This window comes from Peribacillus saganii (genome assembly GCF_003429095.1).
GTDB lineage: Bacteria > Bacillota > Bacilli > Bacillales > DSM-1321 > Peribacillus > Peribacillus saganii.
In genome coordinates, this window is record NZ_QVTE01000040.1 from 36,717 (window position 1) to 62,923 (window position 26,207).

Below are 26,207 nucleotides of genomic sequence, written 5' to 3' on the forward strand. Positions count from 1 at the left end.
TTAATTCCTCTTAACATCTTGATTTTTAGTTTCTAATGTTCAAAAGGCGGGAAGTATGAACAAGAGAGAAGATTAGGAGGTCTTTGGCACTTTATGATTTATCCAACAATATTTTTTAAATTACTTATCGGGCTTGTTGCCCTTGTTTTTGTGACTAGACTGTTAGGTAAAAAACATATGTCCCAGGTCACACCTTTTGATTTTGTTTATGCTTTGATTCTTGGAGGAACCGTTGAAGAAACCATTTACCATCAGGATCATACAATTCCGCAAATGCTCTTTTCGATAGCAGTCTGGGGTGTGCTGATTTATTCAGTTGAAAAACTTACGCAACGATTTGATAAATTAAGGCGCCCTTTAAAAGGAAGCAGCCAGATATTAATAAACGATGGAAAGGTTAGTATTAAAGAGCTTGAAAGAGCAAATCTTGAACTGGAAGAGCTAAGAGGTATGCTCCGCCAAAAAGATATTTTTTCATTAAAGTCCGTAAAATATGTATTTCTGGAAACGAGCGGTGAGATAAGTGTCATGAAATATAAAGACCAAGAGGAGACAGAAGAACCGTCCATCCTATTGGTAGATGAAGGCCGTATATTGGAACACAATCTTGAAATTGCCGGTAAAGATACAGATTGGCTCATGAATGGCCTATCGAAAGAAGGAATCAGTGATATTAAAGATATTTATTATGCTGAGTGGTCGATACCTGAAGGATTTTTTATTAAAAAATTTGAGCATTGCATATAAGAAAAGTTCAAGCTCCCTGTCTTAAGGAAGTACGCTTAAGATTGTCACGTACGCTGGAGCTAGACATCTGTACTTATTATGAAGGGTATTTTCTAACTCTAATAAAACAAAAATGCCAGCATCCAGGCTGGCGTTTTCAATTTATAGAAGGGCAAAAGGACTTGGCGGGACTTAAACCCGCAAAAAACACATGCAGTTTTTCTGGCAAACTGCCGGTTGCTCTGTTCTTTGAGCTACAAGCCCTATATACAGTTTTTGCTGGTTAGAGAAAAATATACCTAAGAATTACATAAACATAAATTCGTTAACTAATCCCGGACAAATTGGTCCAATGCACTGCGGATTGAGTCAGACCCGTTTAATAACTCAAAAGTTTTTCCCTGTAAATCTTCACGGCTAAGGGCTTTGACAATCACACCGGCAACATCTTCACGGGTGATGCTGTTCTCATTGCTTTCTGTTATTTTTTCCTGAATCAGAACCTGGCCGGTTTCCGGTTCATTTACTAATCTTCCTGGACGAATAATTGTATAATTTAGCTTAGAACGCCTCAAATGATCATCTGCCAGCTTTTTTGCAATGTAATAGTGCCGCATTGAATACGGACCATCTTCAGGATTGTCCGTATTTTTGGCACTGACCATGATAAAACGTTTTATATTCTGCCTTTCGGCTTCATCAATCGTCTTAATCGCACCCCAAAGATCTATTAACATCGTCTTGTCAGCACCTGTATGCCCTCCTGAACCAGCAGTAAAGACCACAGTATCGATTCCTGCAAAAGCGTGTGCAATATTGCCTTCCAAGTCACCAAGAACTGTTTTGGCTGCCCCCAATTCTTTGATGTCACCCATTTGTTCTTCGCTTCGCAGCATTGCGGTAACGATATGCTCTGTTTGAGAAAGCTTCTTAATAAGATGCCTCGCAATCTGGCCGTTGGCACCAACAATCAATATATTCATTTTCTTCACCGTCCTTTTTTTATTTTTAAAGTATACAAACCAATGATATTGTGTTTTTACTGATTATGTACAATAATTTGATTAATGTATTGAATAAATAGTTAATGAAGGTGACTGTCAGTGATAGAATTTTTGAGCATTCTGCTGCCGATCTTCGGCGTTTTTGTTTTGGGATTCATTGGCCAAAAGAAATTCCAGTTTGATATTAAAGGTATTTCAACCATGGCTCTCTATTTAATGTCTCCTTTTCTGACATTCCGCACCTTCTATAATACTGAGTTTGATCTCAGCCACTTGTATCTTGCTGTTTATATTTTTGCTTTATGTGGTTCACTTATACTGGTGGTTTATGTGGTTTCGTTCTTCAGGAAGTATTCAGTGACCGAAACATGCGGAATGATTCTTGCTTCCTCCTTTATGAATAATGGAAATTATGGAACTCCTGTTGTCTTCCTTTTATTTGGTGCTGCCGGGCTTGATTATGCGATCATGCTCATGGTCCTCCAACAAATGGTTATGAGTACAATTGGCATTTATTTTGCTGCAAAGGGGAGTCCGGGGAGCAATGGGTTTCAAACTTCCATTCAAGCTCTTTGGAAGATGCCAATTATATACGGCGGTATTGCCGGGACGCTATTGCATTACCTCCATATCCCATTGGGAAGCTCAGTAATGGAAGCTGTTAACATGGTAGCCGATGCTGCCATTCCAACAATAATGATTACACTCGGCATGCAGCTTGCAAATATTTCGGTGAAACACCTGGTCAAAGAGAAGCTATCACTTTCCTTAACCATTAGACTAGCGATTTCTCCTGTCATAGCGTTTTTATTAACAATGATGCTGCCAGTGGATGAAATGGTGAAACAAATAATGATAGTGTTAGCTGCAATGCCGACAGCTGCTAACACAACGATGCTGGCTCTGCAGTTTAATACGGAGGCTGAATTTGTATCAAGTGCCACATTTATAAGCACCGTCTTAAGTTTAGTAACTTTGCCGCTAGTCTTTTGGATTGTACTATAAGTAAGAAAATGATAGAGACATAAAAAGTGTTTGAAAATTTTGAAATATTTCTCGGGAAAGCGCAGGATCTGACAATTTCAAAACAGCAGTGTCATTCTGTGTAAAACAAAACAAATTTATAGCGATTTTTGTCTAATAATCGGTTGCTGTTCCTACACAAAGGCGAAACGTTTGTTGTTTAATATCAGCCTGCTATAATAAACCTAATGATTATTTCCATTAAGGCAGGAGGTATAAAAATGCTAAAAACGTCCATTAAACTGGTGAAAGAACAACAAATAAATGCAATGCTGAACAAAATGGTAGAAAAATCTTTTGAACAGCTTGTGGCAGAACCGATGCTGCTATGTTTAGACTGCAGTGATGTTGACATATATATGGCAATTTCCAGCAATGAAGAATTAGAGGATAACATAAAAGAAAATTTTGAGCTTGATGAATTTGGAGATGTAAAGGATGCAAAGACCTACGATCAGCTGTTGGATGAGCTGCAGGAATATTTCGTCCAGCTTCATGTGGAAAGCGGCCGCTTTGATTATTTCCCTGCTGGCTCATATAAAGTTAACGGCGAAGATAGAACCAGCGACACAGAAATGCTGGGTCCAAAAGGAATATTCTTTGCCCCGTTTGAAGACGCTAGAAACTAGGATATCGAATTATAGGGATTGTCTTGCAGTTTATAAAGCTAACAAAAACGTTCCCGCCATAAAACCTTGCCCGTTTTGAAAAAATAGGGTGAGGTTTTTTATTTTTTTTAATGGAGCCTCGATTACCCCCAAAAAAGGGTTACTGTCCAAAGAGAGTCATTTACTTGCCACGATAAAGGCTTTACTGTTCAAAGCCAGGAAATACTTGCTGAATTCGATAATTACTTGCCAAACAGATAATTTTTGATCTGAGAGTACATCCTGTTTTCATCAAAGCACAATCTTTATTAAATTTAAATTTTCCGAAAAAAGGACTTTCCTTTTATAAAGAGCCGTATTATACTGTATTATAACAGATGTCATATTAAATTATTGTTATACAAAAGGAGGAAGTAATATGAAAAAAACAAATGAATTTAAAATGCAAACACAAAAGCAGTGTCCAGAATGTGGTGAAAAATTTCACGAACATCACGAATCCTTTTTAATGGAATGTGACCGCTGCCTTTCAAAAAGAGAAGAATAGATGCGATGGACGGGAGCTGAGCCCATTTGGGCCGGCTCTTTTTTGTTTTTCAGTATTCAAAAACAATCTGTTTTTTTATCATTCATTGGTAATGATACATATATATAATGGTTGAAAGGGAAGGGGGAGGTACATTGCCGAATAAAAACGTTGATGATTATCTGCAAGAAGGGATATACGGTAAAAAAGAGCTCAAGCCGGAAGAACGGAAGAGGTTTCTTGGCACACTTCGGGAGCGCGTCGTGCTTGCTCTGACTCAGGCTCAAGTAATGGAAAAAAACATTTATCCGGAAGCAGAACAGGCAATGAAGGCTAATCCGCAGGCTTATATATTAATCAATGGCAATCTTGATTTTTCCTATCAAATCAAATACATTAAAGCGGCAAATAAGCATGGCCTTAAATACACAATTGTTAATAACACTGAACACAACTCTGACATCGGCTTGCTGATTGCTTATGATCATGCCGTGGATAAACCGGAAATCTTTATAAGCAGAAAAACAACAGCCGGCACAGTTTCAAAAAAGCCGGCCAGAAAAGGGTTGTTCCAAAAGATAAAAAGTGTATTTTCTAAATCATGAAGATGGCAGCCTCATATTTTAGGGCTGCCACTTTCTTTTCCGCAGAAGAAGCCTTGCTGCGGTTCTTTTATTTATTTTTATTAAGGCTTACAGGAGGGCTTTCTTCACGCCTCTTTCTTAATTGATAAAATAAACGAAAATTTTTAATTAGTGTTTTGATAACAGAATAAAGTGGAATCGCAAGTAAAATGCCCAGGAACCCATAAATGGAGCCGGCAACGAGCAGCAGCAGGATAATGGTCAATGGGTGGATATTCAGCCGTTTCCCCATCACATGAGGCGTAACGAGATAACCCTCCAGCTGCTGGACAATAGCCAAAACAATCAGCACCTTTACTGCCATGAACGGTTCCTGCTGAAGTGCGATGAACAATGCCGGGATTACCCCCATCATTGGTCCAAGGAACGGAACAACTGTCAGAACCATAGCAAACAATGCCAGAATAATCGCATAATCAATTCCAATGATCAAATAGCCAATATACATTAACACTCCATCTACCAATGCAATGATGAACTGCCCAATGATATAGGTGGATAATGTTTTATCTACATCATGCAGAATCACATTTCCTTCACCTTCATGTTCATCTGGAAGATACTTTAAAAGGAAGGGCTTTAGCCGTTGGTCATCCTTTAAAAAATAAAAAAGAATAAATGGGACGATAACCAACACAGTGGCTACACTTGTAATTATAGAAATAATGTCCGACAGATTGCCGACCATCTTTTCAGCTAGTGAATTCAAATAGTGTTCTGCCTTTTGAGAGAAATTATCTGCTTCTACCACGCCGATCTTACTTTCCTTGATGGCTTTTTCAGATTCCAAGGAAACTTCCTTCATTTTTTCAGGAAACACTTTTGTAAGGTTTTGAACCTGCTCAGCTATAGCATTGCCGGAAAAATAGGACACTCCTGAAATAATGCCTATAAATAAAGCAAATACAATGAAGATGCTTCCCGTTTTAGGAATCCACCTTGAAAGTAAGCGAACTATAGGCCTTACCAAATAATATAATAGGCCCGCAATCACAATTGGGAAAAAGATAGTGGCTACTGTCTTTTGAAAGGGCCAAAGAAAGTAATCGATTTTCCCCAAAAAGAAAATAATGATCACAACCAGTAAAGCAGCTGTTGCATATTGAAAAAACGGCTTATGAATCCACACTTTGTAACCTCCAGGTATGTACGTCTATCTCTTTCTTTCCTTCTTTTTATCTATAGTAAACTTCCAAGGTGTGAAGATATTTCCCTAAAACTGCTCGTAAGGCAACCCCATTTTTGATTGTTTGCATTTATGGTAAAATATCGTATAGATTTAATGATAAATAAAAGAGGCGATTTATATATGCAAAATACAGGTTTGGTATTAGAAGGCGGAGGGATGCGCGGGGCTTTTACGGCAGGAGTCTTGCACTTCTTTATGGAACAAAACATTCAAATACCTTATGTCATTGGCGTTTCAGCTGGAGCTTGCCAGGGCTCTTCCTACGTTTCCAGGCAAATAGGACGGAACCATAAAGTGACAATCCAGTATAGTACACATCCGGAATATATCTCAGTAAAACGTTTTTTAAGAAGCAGGGAATTGTTCGGGATGGATTTTATTTTTGATAAGCTGCCAAATGAACTGGTACCGTTTGATTTGAAAACTTTTCATAAGGAAGAAAGAAAGTTTGTGGTGGGAACGACTGATTGCCTCACTGGGGAACCGGTGTACTTTGAAAAAGCGCAATACAAGCAAAAGGAAGACATCTATACTATCTTACGGGCTTCCAGCTCGCTGCCGTTTATGGCCCCTGAAATCAGCTATGACGGAAAGTACTTGCTAGATGGAGGAATAGCAGATCCACTTCCAATTAAAAAGTCGGAACAGGACGGCAATCAAAAGAATGTTGTTATATTAACTAGAAATGAAGGGTATTTTAAGAAAAAACCTTTGTTGAGCTGGGCGATAAAAAGAAAATATGGTCACTATGAAGGACTAATCCGTTCGATCCTGAACCGTCATGAGGTATACAACAGCACGGTCAGGTATCTGGAGGAGCAAGAAGAAAAAGGAAATGTGTTCATTATCCGTCCAATGGAAAAGCTGGAGGTTGGGCGGATCGAACGGAATCCTGCAAAACTGGACAAGCTATATCAGCATGGCTATGTTGAAGCGGAAAGAAGATATGCTGAATTGCTTGAGTTTTTATAAAAAAGGAAAGAATGAATGTTAAACCTTGTCATTCTGTTTTGACAGGGTTTTTCTGTGAGGATTTATAACAGTTCCTGCATGTGCATACTAGTATAATTTCCGCTTAAAAAATGAGTTTTCACTTCAATGACCAGGATATTCTTTTTATTTCAATATTACTTTCAAAAATTAAGCTTATCTCCATGAACTATTAGAGACCGATTTAATTAAAACAAAGGAAGAGAAGCATGACATCTACAATCGGTTTAATTAAAGAATGGCAAAAGGCCCTTCAAATCGAAATTCAATATATAAAAAAATACGGCAGCACGAAATACCGAGTTAAGAACGGCCATTTGCTGTCAGCCGATGACTCTTATAACTATTATTTTGAGACAAGTTCATCTATCAAAATCCCGCTCGGTTCTTCGATACGCTTGGAATGGGGCAGCATGATGGTGGAGGGACGAATCCTTTCCTCTGAAGGAAACAGTGTGATTCTCGCTTTACCTCAATCGCTTGGAGATTTGATTGCGGATGCCTTTTTGCTGTATGACCCATGGGAATTGCTTGAGCAGCTTATTTTAAGATTAAATGAAGCAGGAAAAAGCAAGAAGAAACGGATTAGAATTAAAAAGCTGATGGATCCTTCCATGCCGGCAAAGCAGCCTGATTCCACAGGAAAAACGAAGCTGCAGCAGCTGTTTGCAAGGGTAAAGTACAATCCGGTTACATATGTATGGGGCCCGCCCGGTACAGGAAAAACACACACGCTCGCTCGAGTAGCAGCCAATAAGTACATTAAGGGAGAACGGGTGCTAATAGTATCCCACAGCAATCAGGCAGTGGATGTTCTAGCACTTGAAACTGCTGCCTTTTTGATAAAGAAAAAGATGTTTGTTGAAGGGGAAATCCTTCGATATGGTTCACAATCCGGAGAAATCCTTTCTGGCTCAGAAGGCCTGACAACCGCCCAACTCCTCGTCAAACATCACCCTCAGCTCGCTGAGGAACGTAATCAATTAATCGAAGAAAAGCGATTGCTGAAGCAGGATATATCGCGTTCATTCAGCAAAAGGGATACGGACCAGCTCATTGATCTGGAAACAAAAATTTCCCGAGTCTTAGATAAAATCCGTCAAAAAGAAATAGAGTTTTTAAAAGAGACCAAGATAGTTGCTACCACGCTTGCAAAGGCTGCAACAGACGAAGCGGTCTTTGCGGATGAATTCGATCTAGTCATCGTTGACGAAGCCAGCATGGCCTATGTGCCTCAAATTGCATTCGCCGCTTCACTTGCAAAGAGGATCATTGTTTGCGGTGACTTTAAACAGCTGCCGCCGATTGCAGCTGCCCGCCATGACTTAGTAACTAAATGGCTTAAAGAGGACATTTTTCACCGGGCAGGGGTCGTTAACGGGCAACAAGGCAGCCAGCTTCATCCACACCTGTTTCTATTGAACGAACAAAGAAGAATGCACCCTGAAATTTCTGCTTTTACAAACAGGCATATTTACCATGGGCTTGTCGCCGACCACGAAAGTGTTTTTACAAGCCGCCAGGTAATAGCAGGGCGGGCTCCTTTTCCAGACAGGGCATCCATGCTTGTCGATACAGCCTTTACAGGAGAAAACTGTCTGACTGAAAAATCATCTGGTTCCAGAATCAACCCATGGCATTTGATACTGTCTTTTCAATTGATACATGAAGCCCGTATAGGCGGGTCACGCTCTATCGGTTATGCCACACCTTACCGGGCACAGGCTGAACTCATGGAGATTCTATTAAAAGATCTTTATAGCAAAGAAAGGGAAACAGCAGATATACTGGCCGCAACCGTGCATCGTTTTCAAGGTAGCGAGCGGGAGGTCATGATATTTGATGGAGTAGACAGCTACCCTCAATCACGGGCCGGTATGCTGCTTACCGGGCCGGGCAGCGAAAGGCTGATCAACGTTGCGATAACCAGAACAAAGGGCAAATTCATTCATGTCGCAGACAGTGAATTTATTCAGGATAAAGTTTATAAAGGCAAGACATTAAGTCAGCTAGTTACTCACCAATCACACCTGGGACAGACAGCGAATATGGGTGAAATAGGCAAATGGATAAAAAACCAGCATCATCGCCTCCAATGGATGCATGCCAGAAAGCTGGAAAAAGCCACCCAAGATATAGCCGAAGCGAGAGAATCAATTGTTCTTTCCCTCCCAAATGCCGAGTTATTACTGGAATTATGGATAAAAATGCTTTCCACAAGAAGAAACAATGCGAAGCTGACGGTACTCTCGGGGACCAGCATACATGGCATTGTTGCTGAAAAGTGGATTCAGGAAAGCTTTCCTTTTCCGTTTATGATCATTGACAGGAGATTGATTTGGCTGGGATTGCCGATCGAATGTGCAAGCAGGATACAGCCGCCATATGTCGCAAGCAGGCTCGATTCAATGGCAGTAAGTGAATATTTTCTTGCCCAGCTGCCTGCTGGAGTCCTGCTTTAAAGTTTAACTTATAGAGATTTTTTCAGATTAGCAGGAATTACATCCTTCGATGTTAAATATATATGAAGGAGCAAATTGCAAAAACGATTCATCATTTTTTAAAAAGGGAGGAAATGCAATGAGTGAATTATTGTATAAACAATTTGAATTGACGAACATATTTATCGTTCGCTCACTTGAAGGCATTGAAAAAGAAATGTTGGATGTCCAGCCTGAAGGTTTCAACAACAACATTCGCTGGCATGCCGGGCATATTTTGACTGTTACAGAACAATTTATGTTTGGTTTTCCAAAAAAATCTGCCCATCTTCCCGAAAATTATATTGAATTGTTTGGACCCGGGACAAAACCATCCGAATGGCAGGGTGATGCTCCTTCGATTGAAGAATTGACTGCACAGCTGAAAGAACAGGTGATCCGAATTAAAGACATTCCATTTGAACGGTTAGACGAAAAACTGAAAAAACCGTTCCTCGGTCTGGAAACCTTTGGCGAACTGGCGAACATGGCCGTTTATCACCAGTCATATCATTTAGGGCAAGTTCACGCCATGAAACGTGTGATCGCTAATTCAGCAATCAAAAATTAGAACATAACCAAAATCGGCAAATAGGGGTTATTTTACATAAATAGGGTAAAAACTATATTGTATATTAAATAAGGAGGCGAAGACTTTGAATTCATTTATTGTTAGCTTTCATCAGGAAGATAACGTGGACTCCATGACAATTCAAAAACTGAATGAGGAAGATTTCGAAAAAGCAACAGTAGGCGGAACAAGACACCTATTTGAATTAGACACAAATATTGGGTTCTTTGTCTTCTTCGATGCTGCTGATGAGGACGGCGAAATTTCTTACATGGTTCTTCAATATGAAGAGGATAATGAGGACCCAATTGCATGTTATTCATTTGAATTGAAGGATTTTTATGAATTTATGGCTCTTTACCTAAATGACATGGAGTTTGCTGAAGAAGCGGATACTGATGAAGAGGAAGAAGAATACGGTCCCATTCACCATCTTGCTCATTTAATGCACCATATTGCAGAAGCAGGAAAAGCAATTAAAGAATAGCTTTTTTCGCGGCTCTTGATTCAAGGGCCGTTTTTCTATGTAAAATTATAGGAGGCGAGAGAGTGAATCCTATTCCTGACCATATAAAAACAAATCTAGATATTTTATTCATCGGCTTTAACCCAAGTATTCGTTCAGGAACATCAGGCAGTCATTATGCGAATCCCAATAACCGGTTCTGGAAAATTCTGCACGAAGCAGGACTGACAACAAGAAAATTCCGGCCTGAAGAAAACCATGAGCTTCTGGAACTTGGATATGGATTAACAAATATCGTTTCTCGGCCAACGAAAGCCGCAGAAGAAATTACGAAAGAAGAATATCAAGAAGGCCGTCTAGAACTAAGAAGAAAAATTCAAACCTATAAACCAAAAATCGCCTGTTATGTAGGGAAAGGAGTTTATCAGCAATTCAGTAAAAAAAATAACATTAAATGGGGCCGACAGGATGTAACTGTGGTGCCGGGAACTATTGACTTCGTTGCTCCATCCTCCAGCGGGCTGGTGCGGATGAAAATGAAAGAGGTTGTGGGAATTTATCACGAATTGACAGATTTACTAGTTTCGTTAAAATAATAAAGCACCAAAAAATTTAACTAATTTATTGAATCTGATTAGGCTGAGGTTGATAAGATGTCTTTAAAAAAAATTACTATTCAAAGAGAAAGAATACCGAATACAGATGAATATCCATTTTCCATTCCCTCGATCAGAAGCTTTCAGGAAATGGAGATAATAAATAATGTAACCTTTTTTGTGGGAGAAAATGGTTCAGGAAAATCTACGCTTTTAGAAGCCATAGCTGAAAAATGCGGTTTCAATACAGCTGGGGGAGGACGTAATAATTATTATAATCTGCATGCCTCTGAATCAGAGCTTGGCTATTATATTACACTTTCTTGGCTGCCAAAAATAACGAATGGTTTCTTTCTTCGTGCGGAGTCTTTTTATCATTTTGCAACCCATCTGGAAGAAATAGATGATGATACTGGTTTTACCAATTATGGCGGCCGATCTTTGCACCATCAATCACATGGCGAATCGTTCCTTGCTCTCTTCCTGAATCGGTTTAAAGGAAGAGGCATTTACTTATTAGATGAGCCAGAGGCTGCCTTGTCACCCCAAAGACAGCTTGCATTTCTTCGAATTCTGCATGACCTGGCATCTAAAGACGAAAGCCAATTTATTATTGCCACTCACTCTCCGATACTTCTCGGCTATCCAAATGCGACAATCTACAATTTTGACGAAGGTGAAATTTCGGAAGTACAATATGAAATGACAAACCATTATCAGATAATGAAAGGTTTTCTGAACAGAAGAGACCAATACTTAAAGGAATTATTCCTGGAAGAGGACGATTAAAGAATAAAATAGATCAACATGGTATAGTAATTATAGATTTAATATTAAGCGGTGTATTGCCAGCAGCAAGGAGACGAACATACAGAAATGAAATTGGTTTCATGGAATGTGAATGGAATAAGAGCTTGTGTGGGAAAAGGATTTTTAGACTATTTTAAAGAAGCAGATGCAGATATTTTTTGCATTCAGGAATCAAAGGTGCAGGAAGGCCAAATCACATTGGAGCTTGATGGCTATGAACAATATTGGAACTATGCGCTGAAAAAGGGCTACTCTGGCACAGCGGTTTTTACTAAGAAAAAACCAATCAGTGTGAAATACGGAATCGGACAGCGCGAAGATGAGCCGGAGGGAAGGGCTTTAACCCTGGAGTTTGAGGATTTTTATTTGGTAAACATTTATACACCCAACTCTAAAAGAGACCTTTCCCGCATTGAATACAGGCTCCAATGGGAAGACGAAATCCGGGATTATTTGAAGGAATTGAACAAGGTTAAGCCCGTCGTTTTTTGCGGTGATTTAAATGTTGCCCATCAGGAAATCGACTTAAAAAACCCTAAGTCCAACCTCAAAAACTCCGGATTTACCCCAGAAGAACGCCAAAAAATGACCCAGCTGCTTGAATCCGGTTTTATTGATACATTTAGATATCTTAACCCTGATCAAACGGATGCCTATACATGGTGGTCGTACATGAATAAAGTGAGAGAACGTAATATTGGCTGGCGTATCGACTATTTTATTGTTTCTGAGAGATTAAAAGATTCATTGAAAAACGTCCACATTCATTCACACATAATGGGCAGCGATCACTGCCCGGTAGTTCTGGAGCTGGACTTTGAGTAATTTTATATGTTCAATTAAGACCGGATATAATTTATCCGGTCTTTTATGATTTTCGAGGCATTTCGCTTATATTAAACACTTTTTTCAGGTGAAACTGCAGCCGATTGATAATTAACTTAATAAGTCGACTGCTTTTCATCAATACTCATCCCATTGTTCACAGCAATTTAGCTATGAAATTTGCCGAGATACCGCCTCTGGGTAATGCCTAATTGCTATATATCGTCGACCTCCAAATTTTATCGCACAACTTCGGATATTTATCAAACTCTCGAAATATACCGATTTCTTGATAAATATTTTCACTATACAATCATGATAAAAAGCCGTTTCGGAACATATCATGCTCCGAAACCGGCTTTTTTAAAAATAAACTATATAAATAACGGCGGCCAGCACAATTCGATAAATCGCGAATGGCACCAATTTTATCTTATTAATCAGCTTTAGGAAAAAGCGGATCGAGATTAACGCAAATATAAACGCGCTTATGAATCCGGCAATAAAAAATGGCATTGCATCCATCGTAAAGTACTCCAGATTTTTGACCAAAGAAAGGAAGCTGGCGCCAGCCATAATCGGCACAGCCATGATAAATGTAAAGTCTGCTGCAGCACGGTGGCTCAATCCTAACAGGACACCCCCAGAAATCGTTGATCCTGAGCGGGAAAATCCCGGCCAGAGCGAAAAGCATTGAATCAATCCAATGGTTAATGCCTGTCTGTATGTTATCTGGTCAACAGAATCTATCTTTGCTTTTTTCGGTCCAAAAACATCAGCGATAATCATAAATACGGCGCCAATCACCAATCCAATTAATACAGTTGAAATAGAAAAGAGACGTTCATCTATGTAATCCTCAAACAATACTCCTAAAACTCCAGCAGGTATCAAGCCTACAATTACTTGAGAAAGCTTTAGCCCTTGTGTATGCTGCTCGGTTCCTTTGAAAAGGCGGTTTAATCCTAGCATATCAATAAATCGGTTTCGAAACACAATGACCACTGCAAGAATGGAGCCAAGCTGAATTACAACTTTAAATGTGTTTGCAATTGGCTTCGTTAAGAACTCCTTTGATTGAAGCCACATATCATCGACAATAATCATATGGCCTGTTGACGAAACAGGTGCAAATTCGGTTATTCCTTCGACAAGTCCTAAAATAATTGCTTTCAATAACATTAAAAAATCCATTGTTCTGTATTACTCCTCATTTTTTCTATGTCAGTCTGCCTGTGCCCGCTACAATGCAACAATAAGAGGGACCTATCCTATTATATATGAAGAACAGGATTGATGCCTTCATTTTATACGAAATCTGAAAAAATGGTAAAATTAAACCTCCCAAGCGACAGCCGCCAGGGAGGTACGGAAATCTGAATTATTTATTTCTGTTTCTTAAATCTTTTTTCGTGATCTCACTGCGAATGTTAATGTCCTGAGCGAATTCGGTACCATTTTTGAGGTTATTCGGATATTTATTTACTCGTTCGCGATTATCATTACGATTGGTCATAGCAGCTTCCTCCTCTAATCGTTCAGGATTTTTTGTTAGTGGGAGAAGAGACCCGAATGGGCCTCTTCAAAGGAACTCAGCGTTATTGACCTTGCTGGTTTCCAAGTTGCTGCTGTGCATAGGCGATTAAACGTTTTGTCATTTCGCCGCCTACAGCACCATTTTCACGCGCGGTCGCATCTGCACCAAGTCGAACTCCAAACTCATTGGCAATTTCATTTTTCATCTGTTCCAGAACATTTTCTGAACCCGGTACCAACAGTTTGTTTCTGGCCATGCTACATCACTCCCGACGAGTAATTGAGCAATAAATCATTGCTCATATATAAGGTATCCGTTTGAGTAAAAATAAACAGGCAAAACTCCAGCATTCTTTTGGTAATTCTAAGCTAGACTGTCTAAAATAAAATATAATATATTGTTTTTACCCGTATCTTTGTTAGCAGTTCATCCGTTTATATATAAAAATACGGTTTAAGGGGGTACTGCCATGTTGAATAAGGTTAGCTATTTGCATAGCAACAACGATCAGTTTCATGAAAAGGCTGATACTTTTTGGGAAGAGAAGTATCCAGCTTTACAAAAATACTGCCGGTTTTTGACCCAAAATAAATGGGATGGCGATGATATAGCCCAGGAAGCCATTCTCAAAGCGATCCAGCATTATCGATATAAGCCGGAAGTGAGCCCAGCTTTGCTTAATAAAATTGCATATAACCATTGGATTGATTCCATTCGAAAAAGTAAAAAAGAGGTACTCGGGACTGTCCCGGAAAATGCAGAAAGTGAGGATACAGCAAGGCTGGCAGAAATTGATGGCATCGTCGGTACATTGCAGAAATACCTGACTCCAAAACAATCAGCCATTTTTCTGCTAAAAGAAGCATTTCAATATAAGAACAGTGAAATTGCCGATATTCTCCAAACAACCGAAATAGCGGTAAAAGGGGCGCTGCATCGCGCAAAGAAACGGCTGGAAAAGTCAGCCGATCACCTGAAACCTCACCCTTCCGACACAGAAAATGATGAAGATGAACACATACTAATGGAACTTTTTTATTCAGCTTTAAAAGTACAGGATCCTGGTAAATTGATAAAAGCTATACCAATGATTCGTTCATTAAAAAGCGAAGCCCAAAACCCGCAATGCGTATTCGGTAAGAGAACAGTATTTTCAAACAGCACAACAAGTCTCCGTGTGGCTGCATAGTTTTTTTTATTAAACCGCGTATCTTTTTATCCCCCTGTACCGTTTAGATAATGAGTGAGCAACATGGCTCAATATAATTAAACGAAAAATAGGAGGATAAAATTATGAGTACAATTCCATATGTCATTGAACAATCAAGTCGCGGTGAGCGTTCATATGATATTTATTCCCGGTTGTTGAAAGACAGGATTATCATGATTGGAGAGGAAATTACTGACCATACTGCCAATACCGTTGTTGCCCAATTGCTATTTCTGGCAGCGGATGCCCCTGATAAAGATATTTCCATATATATAAACAGCCCGGGCGGTTCAACCACTGCAGGGTTCGCGATTTACGACACGATGAAGCATATTAAACCTGATATAAGAACAATTTGTACCGGAATGGCCGCTTCCTTCGGGGCATTGCTTCTCCTTGCAGGAACAAAAGGTAAGCGGTACGCACTTCCCAATAGCGAAATTATGATCCATCAGCCTCTTGGTGGAGCAAGGGGGCAAGCAACGGAGATTGAAATTTCAGCGCGCCGAATCTTAAAATTAAGAGAGCACATTAACTATCTGATAGCGGAACAAACAGGACAGCCCGTTGAAAAAGTGGCAAAGGACACCGACAGGGATTATTTTATGAGTGCTGAGGAAGCTAAGAAATACGGCATCATTGACGAGATTCTTTAAAATGCCATTAGATGTAAAAAGCGCAAACACCCTGGTCGGCCAAGCTAGATATTTTTGTTAAAAAGTATGCCATCATAGCTTTAAATTAAAAGAACCATTCTCATCATACCCATGCTGAAAATGGTTCTTCTTATGTTTATTGATACTTTGATATAAAGATTATAGTTTCGTTTTAATTGGTAAGATATTACTCAATTTTCCGCGTACCTTTGAGGCGTCCAGTCTTCCTTCTCTAATCTGCTTTTGCCTGAATTTTAACGCCTTTAATTTTCCCAATTTCCGTACACTCCTGATACTTAATTTATTGGTTTCATTATAAAGTGGTATCGTCCAGCGGTAAGGGAAACTGACAAAAAGGGACAAAAATTATTTGTTGTCAGAGAAAAAATAAGTTAAGATATGTTGGTAGCTACGCGGTTATCACTTTGCTAGCGATAGTTATCATCCGGATAGCCAACTGCTAGCAACCGATATCAACTTATTGTGGAGGGTAATATGGCTGGAATAAATAGACAACAATTGAACGTGCGAATTACTCAGGATACTTTAGAAAAGCTTGATGAAATTGTAGAATATTATCAGGAAAATACCAAAATTGGAAGAGTCTATAAAGGAGATGTACTAACAGATATTATCGAAAAATCTTACGAAGTAATGAACAAGCAAAAAGCACTAAGAAAAAACTTTCAATGATTTGCAGCACAAAAATAAAGAATAATGAATTCGGATATTTTCTTAAAAGGGTACCAAAAGAGTAGTCCCGAGATAAGAAACATGCAGGCACCATGGAGCTAGACATGTGTACTTATAAAAAATACTGTGACAAAAGAAGATCACAGCCGATAAGCTGCGATCTTTTGACGTTCGCTCAATTAATTACAGGAAAGGCGATTTAAAATCTTGTTCCTTGTTTGGGAGCACTCCGAATCGTAATCGTTCCATTATGATCCTGGACAATTTTAAAACTACCATCATACCAAGACCATTGTTGTGAGTGGATTCGGATTTTTATTTTGACAAAGAGCGACTATTTTCCTTCTTACATTAAATTGTCTGACTACTATTTTAAAACTAAAAATGGTATGCTTGAAAATAAATTTTTCTATTTTTTGGGTCTGTTAAACTTGTCTGTTGATTTCCGCTCCAGGTACTCACTTCTCCACAGGCGGTTTGGAAGCCTCCTCGTCGCCTGTGGGGTCTCCCTTGAACTGTTTTTCCCGCAGGACGTTGAATTGGCTTCCCCGAATAAACACCGCACAGAAAAATGCGAATGTATTTTCGAGAAGTCTCGTACCTTTCGCTCCAATATTGAAAAGCGAAAGCGCCCTGCCATAAGGAACGTCGTCGGCAGCACATCCTTAAAGGGGAAGAACGGATAAGTTCGCCACGTCCTGTGGCAACGCCGTTCTGCCCCACATCGTGTAGGCCCCCGCCACCTATAAGACAAGCGCTGACAGAAGGCGCTTTTTACCTTCCGGCAGCGATTGGCTTATGACATCGAGGCCGACTAGGATCGCTTCTTTGGCAGCCGTCGGCACTAGAACGTCCTGTGTGTCGGGGCCGGGCGCTGCAGCTAGACATCAACAAGTGTCAAAATCAGCATTGAGCTTTAACATAGCCTAATTTTTAAAAGATTGTAGGTGTGAGGATTACAATGTCATTTCAAAAAGTGAGCGAGTTTTTAAAACAATTAGATTCCAGCCTGGAACCAATACATTTCGAAGAAGATACTAATACTGTAGATGAGGCGGCAAAGGTGCTGGGAGTAGAAGGTGCGCAGATTGCTAAATCGATACTTTTTAAATCAGGAGCAAGCTACGGGTTATTTGTTACAGCAGGAGATATGCGAATAAATCAAAAAGTGGTAAAATCACTGCTTGGTGCAGGGAAGCCAAAGCTGGCTGCCCCAGAAGAAGTGTACGAAATCACAGGATATAAAGTAGGAGGAGTCTGTCCCTTTGCTTTGAACCACGAAGTGCCCATTTTTTTGGATGAATCAATGAGACGGTTCGATATAGTATACACAGCAGCTGGAACACCTCATTCTGCACTGCCGATTTCATTTGAAAAGCTTCAGGAAATTACAAAGGGCATAGTAATAAATACTCAAACAGTTGAATTGGTGCGCTAAGCAAAAGCAGGTTTCGATTGTCGAAACCTGCTTTAAAAGCTATCCTTTTAATAAAAACTGGTTGCCGTCTTCATCTTTAAATTGAACAAACGTTCCCCATTGCATTTCCTTAGGCTCGTCTATAAATTCAACACCATTAGATTTCATTGTTTCATAAACCGACAAAATATTCTCACATTCAAAAACTATTGATGCCTTCATTTCATCGGAGCCTGGCATTATACCCTTAGGGTAAATAACCAAATGGGACTCAGCGCCTTTTGGACTTACTTCAAGCCAATATGCATTGGGACCCATTTGATGCTCGGCATTGACCTCAAAACCTGCCTTTTCAGTCCAGAAAGCTTTTGCTCTTTGCTGATCTTCTACATATACCGCAACGGTAGCTATTTTCTTGATCATTAAGATCCTCCATTAAATGGTTTTGCCTATCTCTTTTCACAAAAACTGTTTAGATTCCATTATTATACTGGATGTGATGATTTAGAGCCAAACTACAATAATGGCGATTATATAATAACAATCAATAAAAAATGCTTATTATATCCGCATATTTCTTCCCCTTTTGTAATATCCGATAGCAAATACAATAACGGTAATAATCCATGTTACATAAAAAATCACATCATGATTGATATGGTTTCCATTATCTAAAGAAGATATGGCATCTATATATACAACATAAATTAATGGAATCGAGCCTATCAAAAACATTAGGTAGAATTTTACCGTTCGATAGGATGAACGATAAATATGCTGCTGAAACAGAAACCGCAGTGAAACGAACATCATAACAATCGATACTGCAGCTTTCATTAATAAACTTAATTCGCTGATAATGGTAACCTCCTTAGCAAGTATACTTAAACCAACCATGTTTACTAATCAGATATCTCCAGTACAGACGTAATAATTCCAATAATCATAATTGTAAAGCAGGAAAACACAAAGCTCTGTGCCCCTAATGTTAATGATCCGGCTGTAACTATTAGGCCATCAATAATAAAAATCACGATGGCTATATTCAGTGAAGAGGAATTTGAAATAAATTTTGCGAGTAATTCGGTTCCGCCGGTGCTTGTCTCATAACGGAGCATCAATCCGATACCAAGCCCGATGATACACCCTCCCATAATAGCACTAACATAAATGGGAACAGGAAACACCGTCCTCAATGGGCTAAACCAATCAATAAAAACAGACGACAATAGGAGGCCTTGAATACTGCTATAAAAATAGGTCCGCTGATATAGCCATGCATAAAGAACTAGAGGAATACTAAGTATAACCATGGTGACGCCCGTTTGAAAATCAAAAAAATAATGCAGAATAAGTGCTATTCCAATGATGCCTCCATCGATTAAATGATGGGGGACAAGAAAACCATTAATCCCAATTGCCAATAATAGACTTCCAATAACAACGGCCACCAGTTTTTGGAGAATAATAATCACCTTACTTTTTCTTTAACTTATTTTCTATATATACGTCCAAGCTGTTTATTTGAGACTATTTTTATGCGATAGGGTGATTCGGTTCCATGTGAGGTGGGCAGCAATAGTGTAAGAATTTTATGTCTTGACCTTAGCCGGTTTCATCTTCTTTAAAGCATAAAAAGGCTACCCGGATAGACGGGTAGCCTAAAGCCATGTTTTTATTAAATTGGTATTAGCCTCTAGAAGGACCTGTTGGTTGACCAAAAGCTCCTGCTAATTGAGATTGAGCTGTTGCTACAAGGCGTTTTGTGATTTCTCCTCCAACAGAACCGTTAGCGCGAGAAACTTGCTCAGCTCCAAGCTGGATACCGAATTCTGCTGCGATTTCATATTTCATTTGCTCAACAGCATTTTCAGCTCCTTGAACTAGTAGACGATTACGTCCTCCACCACCACTGCGTCGTGACATGTATTTCACCTCCTTGTCGGCTAGTAATATTAATCTCCCTCCAGGCGTGTTAAAACATACTTTGTAAATTATGGGTTCAGTGATTATAAAATCCAGCAGAAAACCCATGCTTAATTCAGGCAGGGTTTATTTTCCAAAATTAACTGCACATGGACACATACTGTTGGAAAAATAATAAAAAAGGATTTATGCACGCTTCAAATTCCAGGAGTGATCCAATGCTAAGAGTTAGGCGAATGAGCAGAGGTTTTCCGCGATATGAAAGACTAATGAGACTGTTAATAATGATATTCATTTTTTTCATCACTTTTGGGGTGATTATTCACCTGGCAGAACCTAAAACTTTTACTAATGTATTTGATGGGATCTGGTGGGCGGTTGTGACGATATCCACTGTTGGTTATGGAGATTTCGCCCCTTCCACGATGCTGGGAAAAACCATCGGGATTATATTGATTTTCTCCGGGGCCGGTCTAGTCAGTTCTTATTTTGCCACCGTCGCGGCAATGGCTGTGTCTTCCGAACATGAATTTATGGAGGGAATGATGAATTTTAGAAAAAATGGACATATAATTATTGTTGGATGGAATGAACGAGCTAAAGAAATCATTAGAGAGCTGAACATATTACAGCCGAAGACCCCCATTGTCCTGATAGATGAAACATTGGGCAGACATCCGCTTCCAGAGAAAGTCCATTTTATCCGCGGACAAGCCAACCTGGATGAAATTCTTGTTAAAGCTAATATAAAAAACGCTGAAAAGGTGTTGATTACGTCAGATTTAAATCAGGATGAATTTCAAACAGATATGTTTTCCATTACAGTCCTATTAGCAGTAAAGGGCTGTAACCCGTATGTTTTTTGCCTAGTAGAAATCCTGACAAAGGAATACATCCCCAATGCTCTGAGGGCAGGTGCAGATGGTATTATTCAGACAAATAGGTTCGCAAGTGAATTAATGGTTAAAAGTTTGATCAATAAAGCTGTCCCTGAATTTGAAATGCGAGAAGAATAACTCAGATCCAGGAACATCGTGAAGTTAAAATAATTTGCAGATATAAACCTTCGATGCCCTGTAGGCAATGTAGGCGTTTTTTTATTTTAGTACACATAAATAAAAATTATTAATTTTAGATTATGTATTAGATCAAATCCTTTGGTTGAGTCATTACAGGTCCCAGACCGCTATGCAGTCACCGTTCTCCAAAAAAATTAACCAAATATTAATTCGATTGCTATGGAGTGTAACCGGGTAAATAAGAAAGTTAGTTGGTATTTTAGATCATCAAAAGGCTGGTTACATTAAATATCTTTGTCGATGTTAGTAACCTCAGCAACATTTAATTTGTTTATCAGCATGAAAAGTAAATAACCGCACTACCGGCAGCTTTCCTACCTGAGGAGAAGCTGCATTTTACATGATTACTGTATGTTTTTTATTAAACAGATTGGGTATCATACAAATATTTAAGCGTGAGGAATGTACATAATCAAAAAAGAATAAGGGGAATACAAAACATGACACTAACACCAGAGCAGCGGATCGAATTACACGGCTTCAATAATCTGACAAAATCCTTGAGCTTTAATATGTATGATATCTGTTATACCCGTTCAAAAGAAGAACGGGAAGCTTACCTTGAATATATAGATGAACAATATAATGCTGACAGATTAACCAAAATCTTAACGCATGTTTCAGACATAATCGGAGCCCATGTTTTGAATATCGCAAAACAGGATTATGTGCCTCAAGGCGCAAGCGTAACCATCCTGGTATCAGAGGGCCCGGTTGTAGAAGTTCCTACCGAATCCTATGCTGAATCCCCAGGGCCCCTTCCTGATTCAGTAGTCATGCAGCTTGATAAAAGTCATATCACTGTCCATACCTATCCGGAATACCATCCAGAAGAAGGTATCAGTACATTCCGAGCAGACATTGATGTATCAACCTGCGGAGAAATATCACCTCTTAAAGCGTTGAATTATTTAATCCATTCATTTGACACAGATATCATGACAATCGATTATCGGGTGAGGGGCTTTACACGCGATATTAACGGCCAAAAGCTGTTTATCGACCATGATATCAGTTCGATCCAAAACTATATACCGGAAAAAATCCAGGAATCCTATGACATGATTGATGTAAATGTTTATCAGGAACACATTTTCCATACAAAATGTAAGCTAAGAGAATTTGACTTAAATAATTACCTTTTCGGCTATACAAAGGATAAATTAAAGCCGGAAGAGGTAGAGGAAATAACAGAACGGCTAACTACGGAAATGGATGAAATTTTTTATGGTAAAAACATTAACAAAGGATCTTTAGACGACCATTAAGCTTAGCAGTACAAACCCTTCATATTTTTCGAAGGGTTTTCTCTTTGCTGCCGGCCTAGAGAGATAAGATTGTGATTAATAAGGCATAAAAACTATTCCTGTTGAAGAGTCATAAGGTAAACTGAATGAAAAGAAAATCTATTGGAACGAAAATAAAGTCGAGAGGTAAGGGAATGGAGACTTTTACAGATAGAGCTATAGCAATCATAAAAAGTATTCCAGAGGGGAGGGTGATGACATACGGCCAAATTGCCAAACTGGCGGGAAGTCCAAGAGGGGCCAGACAGATTGTCAGAATCCTTCATTCCATGAGCAAAAAACACCGTTTACCATGGCATAGAGTAATTAACTCAAAAGGGGAAATTGGAATAAAGGATGAAGAAGCCTTCTTCACACAAAAATCATTTCTGCAAAAAGAAGGTGTGGAAGTATATAATCATTCCTTTGTAAACCTTGAAAAGTACAGATTTAATCCTGCCGATTAAGGAGTAAAAGAGAATTCTAAATATAATGGAGGTACTAAGGGACGACCGGTTGTTCATAATTTGTTAGGGAATGCTCTTTGAAAGAGGGGATAGCTATGCCAAGCGGAGTACATATGATTGATCTTCCAGTGCCGGCTCGGGATGTCTGGAATTTTATCTGCGAAATGGAAAACTGGGCTCCCTTAGTTCCAGGTTATATCAGCCACGAAATTCTAAATGACAGGCGTTCTACGTGGACGTTTGTAAGCGATCTTGGAATCATCAAAAAGGAAATTTGCATGCAAGTGGAAATTACAGAATGGAATGAACCCCGAGAAGTATTATTTGAATTAATCGGCTTAAATGAAAACTTTACCGGAGGAGGCTATTTTAAAGCAGAGATAATCAGTACTCAGCAAACAAAAATGACAGGCAGCCTCGATATTACGGCTAGGGGCCTTACCGCACCTGTGGCAAATAGCCTTCTCAAAATCAATATTCCTCAAACAGCTAAAGAACTGGCTGAAGCAGTAGCGAGTAAAATACTCGAAACGAAAAAAGGTTAAACCGAAAAAAAATACACCGGAAAAAGAAATCTTCTTTATACGGTGTATTTTTTATTACTCATTTGTAATTTTCAAGAATTTACGCTTCACTGCTGCCAGATACTTCTAATTCTGTATTTGATGATACATATTCCTCATTTGACTGAGCATGTATATTTGAATTGCATCACTGGAAAATGTACTTTTTTCTTAGTTAACCGCTACAGTTGTTTCCGAACTTGTATCTGCATTAATAGACGTATTTCCTTCTTCTTTGTATAAAGTGACTCCAGCATCAGAGTGTCCTGTGAACTCATCGGATGCTGATACCTCATCGGAATCAGTCCCTGCAGTGGCATGCACATCTGTTGCTGCACCCAGATACCTTTCTCCTTGTTTCTCATTAGAAGAAACTCCCGCATCCGAGTTTCCAGTGAACCGAACGGATGTTATTACTTCTTCAGATTCAGTCCATACAGCGCCTTGGGCATCTGTGGCTGCACCCTGATACTTTTCTCCTTGTTGTTCCTTAGTAGTGACTCCCGCATCCGAGCTTACCATAAGATACCCATTCGCCATTGATTCATTGGATACTAATGTTTCTAAAGTTCCAAAATCAGCGGCAGCGTTTGCATCCAATGCTGCTAGTAAAAATGTTTTTTCACCTTCGATGTTAAATGTCCCCTCAAGATCAGCGTTGCCCTTTAATTCGCTGAATAAATATTCCTCATTTAAATCAGACGCAGCAGCGCCTTTTACTTCCATTTTACCGATTATAGACGTTTCTTCACTTTCAAGGCTTAGATCAGTGTTTGCGATTAAATCACTAAATAAGTTGTCTTTTGCCAACTCAGTAGTGACAGCGGTTTGTCCATAAGCATTTACATTTAAAGAGGTTTCTTCATGTTCTGTGTTGGATGTAAAGCCAAGGTTAGCATTGTTGATAATCTCACTGACTGCTGACTCTTCGTTTTCACCTAACAGAGTTGAAGCCTCTGCATTTGAATCCGCTGATACAGAAAGTTCATCATCATGAACAGATACATTGGCATTGATATTGCCAGTTGCTTGGGTTGATGAAGATTCTACTCTACCCAATGAAGTAGCATTCTCCAAATTTGCCTCAGCTGTTACAGAATTTTCTTCCTCAGGAGCTGACACATCGGCATTCACATTTGTTACTCCTTGAACAGAGGTTGATTCACCACCCATTGAAGTTGCATTGTCCGCATTTGCTTCCACTGTTGCATTAGTTTCTTCCTCAGGAGCTGACACATCGGCATTGACTTTTGCTGCTCCTTGAACAGAGGTTGAATTTTCACCATTCATTGAAGTTTCACTATCAGCATTTAATTCGGCAGATACAGAAGATTGTTCCTCATCAACTGACAGATCAGTATTTGCATTTCCAGCTGTTTGATTATTTAAAGATCCTGCCTGATCTTTATCCCATATGGCTTCACCACGGGTTCCTGCCAATTCAGCAGATTTCACTAAAAGATCACCTGCATTAACCGAACTTAACTTGTTTTCTTCTGCAAAGCTGATGGATCCTCCAGCAAAAATTCCTAATGTAGCCGCAATTGCAAATGTTTGAATAAAGTGTATTTTTTTCATTTCTTTAATTCGCTCCTTCTTCTTATTAGTCTTTTATATTTTTAAACTTATAAGAAAGAAGGACTTTCAGGCGGCTGGGAAGGTGGAGCATTAAGCCATTGGTCAAAGAAAAAATCAATTTTTCCTAAATAAGCTGCTTGTCCAACAGGCAGATAAATTAATTCCCAGTTACCTAGTATAAATGGAGCTCCGCTGGCTGAACCGAATCCCGTAAAACCGTTTGCCATTGCACTGGTTCCAACCATTCCATTGTTGGCATTTACAAACAGGACTGGCGACTGATGTAAGAGTCGTTTGGCATTGGACATATTCCCAAGGCCTGCATTTTTGTCAGGATTTCCAAATGTTTTTGGCTGTAAGGCTGCACTCTGGATAACTGGGGCAGCTTCATCGTACCCAGCAATATTTACGGCTTGTCGGGCCTCTGAAACTTTCTCTATACCCCTCATCGAGCTCTGCTTAATTACGGAGATGGACTCCACAGGCATGTTTGAAGCTATAACCCTATCATTTTTAGGGAAGCCATCAGCTGATTTCGGTTCTTCTTTCGACGGGACAAATACAGCTGGCTGTTTATTATCGAGAGAATCATGCTTGAACTCAATATTGCTACTAGCCTTATCGTCATTAGCAACAGGGGTAGCAGATAATTCTGCCTCTCGGGTATGAGTTTCAATGTTCAGGGAAGGCCTTGGTGAAATTTCTGAAACCACAATACTAGTCTCAACCTTAACCGGTTCTTTTGGTGAAATTTCTACATCTGTAACCTTAGTATCAACTTTTACTGCAGCTTTTCGTGAAATTTCAACATCAGCAACCCCAGTGTCAACTTTTACTGCAGCTTTTTGTGACACTTCCACATCAGCAGACTCCGTGTTAACTTTTACAAAAGGTTGTGAAGAAACTTCAGACTCCGCACTATGACTGATCACATTTACAGGAGGCTCAGTTGAAATTTCCGCTTCTTTGATGTTTGTGTTAACTTTTATAGAGGGATCATATGATACTTCCGCGTCTGCGATGCTCGATTGAACCTTCAAAGATGGTTCTTTAGTAATATTTACTTCCGAATTGTTGACGGGATCCGTTCCAATTGTACTTACCTCGTTTGTCACCGATTCCAGCAAGCGATCCGCCACTACAGAGGAGGGAATTATACATATGGCTGCCAATATTGTTCCTTGGAACCAAAGTAACTTCATCCTTGCTTTCACCTCCCTTCACATTAGGTCATTTACTGAAATACCCGGAGGTAATAGGAATAAACTCATAAAAGTGTAATTTTTGTAAATACCTGTAAAAAAATTGTGGATGATAATAATAGAGAACAAAGAAGG

The 26,207-nt window shown here is 39.3% G+C and carries 31 protein-coding genes and 1 tRNA gene; 20 read left to right on the plus strand and 12 right to left on the minus strand.

The window, feature by feature from the left end; genetic code table 11:
• Window positions 1–93 precede the first annotated feature (93 nt).
• The gene (locus D0469_RS14010) at window positions 94–747 is read left to right on the plus strand and encodes a DUF421 domain-containing protein (protein ID WP_233523060.1); all 654 of its coding nucleotides are present in this window, start codon (window positions 94–96) and stop codon (window positions 745–747) included.
• A gap of 156 nt (window positions 748–903) precedes the next feature.
• Here the strand turns inward: D0469_RS14010 and D0469_RS21145 are convergent.
• Window positions 904–990, minus strand: a tRNA-OTHER gene (locus D0469_RS21145).
• A 65-nt stretch (window positions 991–1,055) separates the two neighbouring features.
• Window positions 1,056–1,709, minus strand: coding sequence for an SDR family oxidoreductase (locus tag D0469_RS14020; RefSeq protein WP_117327367.1), 654 nt, complete (start codon window positions 1,707–1,709; stop codon window positions 1,056–1,058).
• A gap of 123 nt (window positions 1,710–1,832) precedes the next feature.
• Between D0469_RS14020 and D0469_RS14025 the strand changes: the two genes are divergently transcribed.
• The 4 genes from D0469_RS14025 to D0469_RS14040 all read left to right on the plus strand — a co-directional run bounded on the left by D0469_RS14025 (window position 1,833) and on the right by D0469_RS14040 (window position 4,492).
• Window positions 1,833–2,735: an AEC family transporter gene (locus D0469_RS14025; RefSeq protein WP_117327418.1), complete on the plus strand. Its 903-nt coding sequence runs from the start codon at window positions 1,833–1,835 to the stop codon at window positions 2,733–2,735.
• Window positions 2,736–2,974: 239 nt separating this feature from the next.
• On the plus strand, window positions 2,975–3,382 hold the full coding sequence (locus D0469_RS14030; protein WP_233523061.1) for a hypothetical protein: 408 nt from the start codon (window positions 2,975–2,977) through the stop codon (window positions 3,380–3,382).
• Window positions 3,383–3,779: 397 nt separating this feature from the next.
• Complete coding sequence (gene yhfH / locus D0469_RS14035; RefSeq protein ID WP_117327369.1) at window positions 3,780–3,908, plus strand: protein YhfH; 129 nt, start codon at window positions 3,780–3,782, stop codon at window positions 3,906–3,908.
• Window positions 3,909–4,042: 134 nt separating this feature from the next.
• Window positions 4,043–4,492, plus strand: a complete 450-nt coding sequence (locus D0469_RS14040) for a YueI family protein (protein WP_233523062.1) — start codon at window positions 4,043–4,045, stop codon at window positions 4,490–4,492.
• Between the two features lie 67 nt (window positions 4,493–4,559).
• Here D0469_RS14040 and D0469_RS14045 read toward each other — a convergent pair whose 3' ends face one another.
• Window positions 4,560–5,660 carry an AI-2E family transporter gene (locus tag D0469_RS14045; RefSeq protein WP_117327371.1) on the minus strand — a complete coding sequence of 367 codons (1,101 nt, stop codon included), beginning with the start codon at window positions 5,658–5,660 and terminating at the stop codon, window positions 4,560–4,562.
• A 180-nt stretch (window positions 5,661–5,840) separates the two neighbouring features.
• On the opposite strand from D0469_RS14045, the gene D0469_RS14050 reads away from it, so the two are divergent.
• The 7 genes from D0469_RS14050 (at window position 5,841) to D0469_RS14080 (ending at window position 12,458) form a co-directional block, all read left to right on the plus strand.
• Window positions 5,841–6,692 (plus strand): patatin-like phospholipase family protein, encoded by an 852-nt coding sequence (locus D0469_RS14050; protein WP_117327372.1) that lies wholly within the window; start codon window positions 5,841–5,843, stop codon window positions 6,690–6,692.
• Between the two features lie 227 nt (window positions 6,693–6,919).
• On the plus strand, window positions 6,920–9,172 hold the full coding sequence (locus D0469_RS14055; RefSeq protein WP_117327373.1) for an AAA domain-containing protein: 2,253 nt from the start codon (window positions 6,920–6,922) through the stop codon (window positions 9,170–9,172).
• A 118-nt stretch (window positions 9,173–9,290) separates the two neighbouring features.
• Entirely contained in the window at window positions 9,291–9,761 is a 471-nt protein-coding gene (locus D0469_RS14060; protein WP_117327419.1) for a DinB family protein, read from the plus strand.
• Window positions 9,762–9,846: 85 nt separating this feature from the next.
• The gene (locus tag D0469_RS14065; RefSeq protein WP_117327374.1) at window positions 9,847–10,248 is read left to right on the plus strand and encodes a cytosolic protein; all 402 of its coding nucleotides are present in this window, start codon (window positions 9,847–9,849) and stop codon (window positions 10,246–10,248) included.
• A gap of 62 nt (window positions 10,249–10,310) precedes the next feature.
• On the plus strand, window positions 10,311–10,823 hold the full coding sequence (gene mug, locus D0469_RS14070; RefSeq protein WP_117327375.1) for a G/U mismatch-specific DNA glycosylase: 513 nt from the start codon (window positions 10,311–10,313) through the stop codon (window positions 10,821–10,823).
• Window positions 10,824–10,880: 57 nt separating this feature from the next.
• Entirely contained in the window at window positions 10,881–11,612 is a 732-nt protein-coding gene (locus D0469_RS14075) for an AAA family ATPase (RefSeq protein WP_117327376.1), read from the plus strand.
• Between the two features lie 87 nt (window positions 11,613–11,699).
• The gene (locus tag D0469_RS14080) at window positions 11,700–12,458 is read left to right on the plus strand and encodes an exodeoxyribonuclease III (protein WP_117327377.1); all 759 of its coding nucleotides are present in this window, start codon (window positions 11,700–11,702) and stop codon (window positions 12,456–12,458) included.
• A gap of 363 nt (window positions 12,459–12,821) precedes the next feature.
• On the opposite strand, the gene D0469_RS14085 is transcribed toward D0469_RS14080, so the two are convergent.
• From D0469_RS14085 to D0469_RS14090, 3 genes are all read right to left on the minus strand, one after another.
• A complete protein-coding gene (locus tag D0469_RS14085) occupies window positions 12,822–13,652 on the minus strand; it encodes an undecaprenyl-diphosphate phosphatase (RefSeq protein WP_117327378.1) in 831 nt (276 codons plus the stop codon).
• A gap of 187 nt (window positions 13,653–13,839) precedes the next feature.
• Entirely contained in the window at window positions 13,840–13,974 is a 135-nt protein-coding gene (locus D0469_RS21905) for a hypothetical protein (RefSeq protein ID WP_267897313.1), read from the minus strand.
• An 82-nt stretch (window positions 13,975–14,056) separates the two neighbouring features.
• On the minus strand, window positions 14,057–14,251 hold the full coding sequence (locus D0469_RS14090) for an alpha/beta-type small acid-soluble spore protein (RefSeq protein ID WP_101591900.1): 195 nt from the start codon (window positions 14,249–14,251) through the stop codon (window positions 14,057–14,059).
• Between the two features lie 213 nt (window positions 14,252–14,464).
• Between D0469_RS14090 and D0469_RS14095 the strand changes: the two genes are divergently transcribed.
• The 4 genes from D0469_RS14095 (at window position 14,465) to D0469_RS14110 (ending at window position 17,992) form a co-directional block, all read left to right on the plus strand.
• Window positions 14,465–15,184, plus strand: coding sequence for a sigma-70 family RNA polymerase sigma factor (locus D0469_RS14095; RefSeq protein ID WP_117327379.1), 720 nt, complete (start codon window positions 14,465–14,467; stop codon window positions 15,182–15,184).
• Window positions 15,185–15,288: 104 nt separating this feature from the next.
• Entirely contained in the window at window positions 15,289–15,861 is a 573-nt protein-coding gene (gene clpP, locus D0469_RS14100; protein ID WP_117327380.1) for an ATP-dependent Clp endopeptidase proteolytic subunit ClpP, read from the plus strand.
• A 495-nt stretch (window positions 15,862–16,356) separates the two neighbouring features.
• Window positions 16,357–16,554 carry a hypothetical protein gene (locus tag D0469_RS14105; protein WP_117327381.1) on the plus strand — a complete coding sequence of 66 codons (198 nt, stop codon included), beginning with the start codon at window positions 16,357–16,359 and terminating at the stop codon, window positions 16,552–16,554.
• Between the two features lie 961 nt (window positions 16,555–17,515).
• Complete coding sequence (locus D0469_RS14110; RefSeq protein ID WP_117327382.1) at window positions 17,516–17,992, plus strand: YbaK/EbsC family protein; 477 nt, start codon at window positions 17,516–17,518, stop codon at window positions 17,990–17,992.
• A gap of 39 nt (window positions 17,993–18,031) precedes the next feature.
• Here the strand turns inward: D0469_RS14110 and D0469_RS14115 are convergent, their stop codons facing one another.
• From D0469_RS14115 to D0469_RS14130, 4 genes are all read right to left on the minus strand, one after another.
• Window positions 18,032–18,394: a VOC family protein gene (locus D0469_RS14115; protein ID WP_117327383.1), complete on the minus strand. Its 363-nt coding sequence runs from the start codon at window positions 18,392–18,394 to the stop codon at window positions 18,032–18,034.
• Window positions 18,395–18,532: 138 nt separating this feature from the next.
• Window positions 18,533–18,868, minus strand: coding sequence for a hypothetical protein (locus tag D0469_RS14120; protein WP_117327384.1), 336 nt, complete (start codon window positions 18,866–18,868; stop codon window positions 18,533–18,535).
• A gap of 5 nt (window positions 18,869–18,873) precedes the next feature.
• Window positions 18,874–19,446, minus strand: coding sequence for a YitT family protein (locus tag D0469_RS14125; protein ID WP_407675746.1), 573 nt, complete (start codon window positions 19,444–19,446; stop codon window positions 18,874–18,876).
• A 214-nt stretch (window positions 19,447–19,660) separates the two neighbouring features.
• Window positions 19,661–19,897 carry an alpha/beta-type small acid-soluble spore protein gene (locus tag D0469_RS14130; RefSeq protein ID WP_101591889.1) on the minus strand — a complete coding sequence of 79 codons (237 nt, stop codon included), beginning with the start codon at window positions 19,895–19,897 and terminating at the stop codon, window positions 19,661–19,663.
• Between the two features lie 236 nt (window positions 19,898–20,133).
• On the opposite strand from D0469_RS14130, the gene D0469_RS14135 reads away from it, so the two are divergent.
• The 4 genes from D0469_RS14135 (at window position 20,134) to D0469_RS14150 (ending at window position 23,274) form a co-directional block, all read left to right on the plus strand.
• Complete coding sequence (locus D0469_RS14135) at window positions 20,134–20,913, plus strand: potassium channel family protein (RefSeq protein WP_158553478.1); 780 nt, start codon at window positions 20,134–20,136, stop codon at window positions 20,911–20,913.
• 503 nt (window positions 20,914–21,416) lie between these two features.
• Complete coding sequence (speD, locus tag D0469_RS14140) at window positions 21,417–22,244, plus strand: adenosylmethionine decarboxylase (RefSeq protein WP_117327386.1); 828 nt, start codon at window positions 21,417–21,419, stop codon at window positions 22,242–22,244.
• Between the two features lie 173 nt (window positions 22,245–22,417).
• A complete protein-coding gene (locus tag D0469_RS14145; protein ID WP_117327387.1) occupies window positions 22,418–22,729 on the plus strand; it encodes an MGMT family protein in 312 nt (103 codons plus the stop codon).
• A gap of 95 nt (window positions 22,730–22,824) precedes the next feature.
• Window positions 22,825–23,274: a CoxG family protein gene (locus D0469_RS14150; RefSeq protein ID WP_117327388.1), complete on the plus strand. Its 450-nt coding sequence runs from the start codon at window positions 22,825–22,827 to the stop codon at window positions 23,272–23,274.
• A gap of 189 nt (window positions 23,275–23,463) precedes the next feature.
• Here D0469_RS14150 and D0469_RS14155 read toward each other — a convergent pair whose 3' ends face one another.
• Window positions 23,464–24,870, minus strand: a complete 1,407-nt coding sequence (locus D0469_RS14155; protein ID WP_117327389.1) for a hypothetical protein — start codon at window positions 24,868–24,870, stop codon at window positions 23,464–23,466.
• A 47-nt stretch (window positions 24,871–24,917) separates the two neighbouring features.
• Complete coding sequence (locus D0469_RS14160; protein ID WP_117327390.1) at window positions 24,918–26,072, minus strand: hypothetical protein; 1,155 nt, start codon at window positions 26,070–26,072, stop codon at window positions 24,918–24,920.
• Between the last annotated feature and the right edge of the window lie 135 nt (window positions 26,073–26,207).

What these genes read in the sequence shown, in the direction of transcription:
- D0469_RS14010 (WP_233523060.1), top strand. Translation starts at nt 94, where the DNA reads ATGATTTATCCAACAATATTTTTTAAATTACTTATCGGGCTTGTTGCC.
- D0469_RS14020 (WP_117327367.1), bottom strand. Translation starts at nt 1,709, where the DNA reads ATGAATATATTGATTGTTGGTGCCAACGGCCAGATTGCGAGGCATCTT.
- D0469_RS14030 (WP_233523061.1), top strand. Translation starts at nt 2,975, where the DNA reads ATGCTAAAAACGTCCATTAAACTGGTGAAAGAACAACAAATAAATGCA.
- yhfH (WP_117327369.1), top strand. Translation starts at nt 3,780, where the DNA reads ATGAAAAAAACAAATGAATTTAAAATGCAAACACAAAAGCAGTGTCCA.
- D0469_RS14050 (WP_117327372.1), top strand. Translation starts at nt 5,841, where the DNA reads ATGCAAAATACAGGTTTGGTATTAGAAGGCGGAGGGATGCGCGGGGCT.
- D0469_RS14055 (WP_117327373.1), top strand. Translation starts at nt 6,920, where the DNA reads ATGACATCTACAATCGGTTTAATTAAAGAATGGCAAAAGGCCCTTCAA.
- D0469_RS14060 (WP_117327419.1), top strand. Translation starts at nt 9,291, where the DNA reads ATGAGTGAATTATTGTATAAACAATTTGAATTGACGAACATATTTATC.
- D0469_RS14075 (WP_117327376.1), top strand. Translation starts at nt 10,881, where the DNA reads ATGTCTTTAAAAAAAATTACTATTCAAAGAGAAAGAATACCGAATACA.
- D0469_RS14080 (WP_117327377.1), top strand. Translation starts at nt 11,700, where the DNA reads ATGAAATTGGTTTCATGGAATGTGAATGGAATAAGAGCTTGTGTGGGA.
- D0469_RS14085 (WP_117327378.1), bottom strand. Translation starts at nt 13,652, where the DNA reads ATGGATTTTTTAATGTTATTGAAAGCAATTATTTTAGGACTTGTCGAA.
- D0469_RS21905 (WP_267897313.1), bottom strand. Translation starts at nt 13,974, where the DNA reads ATGACCAATCGTAATGATAATCGCGAACGAGTAAATAAATATCCGAAT.
- D0469_RS14090 (WP_101591900.1), bottom strand. Translation starts at nt 14,251, where the DNA reads ATGGCCAGAAACAAACTGTTGGTACCGGGTTCAGAAAATGTTCTGGAA.
- D0469_RS14095 (WP_117327379.1), top strand. Translation starts at nt 14,465, where the DNA reads ATGTTGAATAAGGTTAGCTATTTGCATAGCAACAACGATCAGTTTCAT.
- clpP (WP_117327380.1), top strand. Translation starts at nt 15,289, where the DNA reads ATGAGTACAATTCCATATGTCATTGAACAATCAAGTCGCGGTGAGCGT.
- D0469_RS14105 (WP_117327381.1), top strand. Translation starts at nt 16,357, where the DNA reads ATGGCTGGAATAAATAGACAACAATTGAACGTGCGAATTACTCAGGAT.
- D0469_RS14110 (WP_117327382.1), top strand. Translation starts at nt 17,516, where the DNA reads ATGTCATTTCAAAAAGTGAGCGAGTTTTTAAAACAATTAGATTCCAGC.
- D0469_RS14115 (WP_117327383.1), bottom strand. Translation starts at nt 18,394, where the DNA reads ATGATCAAGAAAATAGCTACCGTTGCGGTATATGTAGAAGATCAGCAA.
- D0469_RS14120 (WP_117327384.1), bottom strand. Translation starts at nt 18,868, where the DNA reads ATGGTTGGTTTAAGTATACTTGCTAAGGAGGTTACCATTATCAGCGAA.
- D0469_RS14130 (WP_101591889.1), bottom strand. Translation starts at nt 19,897, where the DNA reads ATGTCACGACGCAGTGGTGGTGGAGGACGTAATCGTCTACTAGTTCAA.
- D0469_RS14135 (WP_158553478.1), top strand. Translation starts at nt 20,134, where the DNA reads ATGAGCAGAGGTTTTCCGCGATATGAAAGACTAATGAGACTGTTAATA.
- speD (WP_117327386.1), top strand. Translation starts at nt 21,417, where the DNA reads ATGACACTAACACCAGAGCAGCGGATCGAATTACACGGCTTCAATAAT.
- D0469_RS14145 (WP_117327387.1), top strand. Translation starts at nt 22,418, where the DNA reads ATGGAGACTTTTACAGATAGAGCTATAGCAATCATAAAAAGTATTCCA.
- D0469_RS14150 (WP_117327388.1), top strand. Translation starts at nt 22,825, where the DNA reads ATGCCAAGCGGAGTACATATGATTGATCTTCCAGTGCCGGCTCGGGAT.
- D0469_RS14155 (WP_117327389.1), bottom strand. Translation starts at nt 24,870, where the DNA reads ATGAAAAAAATACACTTTATTCAAACATTTGCAATTGCGGCTACATTA.
- D0469_RS14160 (WP_117327390.1), bottom strand. Translation starts at nt 26,072, where the DNA reads ATGAAGTTACTTTGGTTCCAAGGAACAATATTGGCAGCCATATGTATA.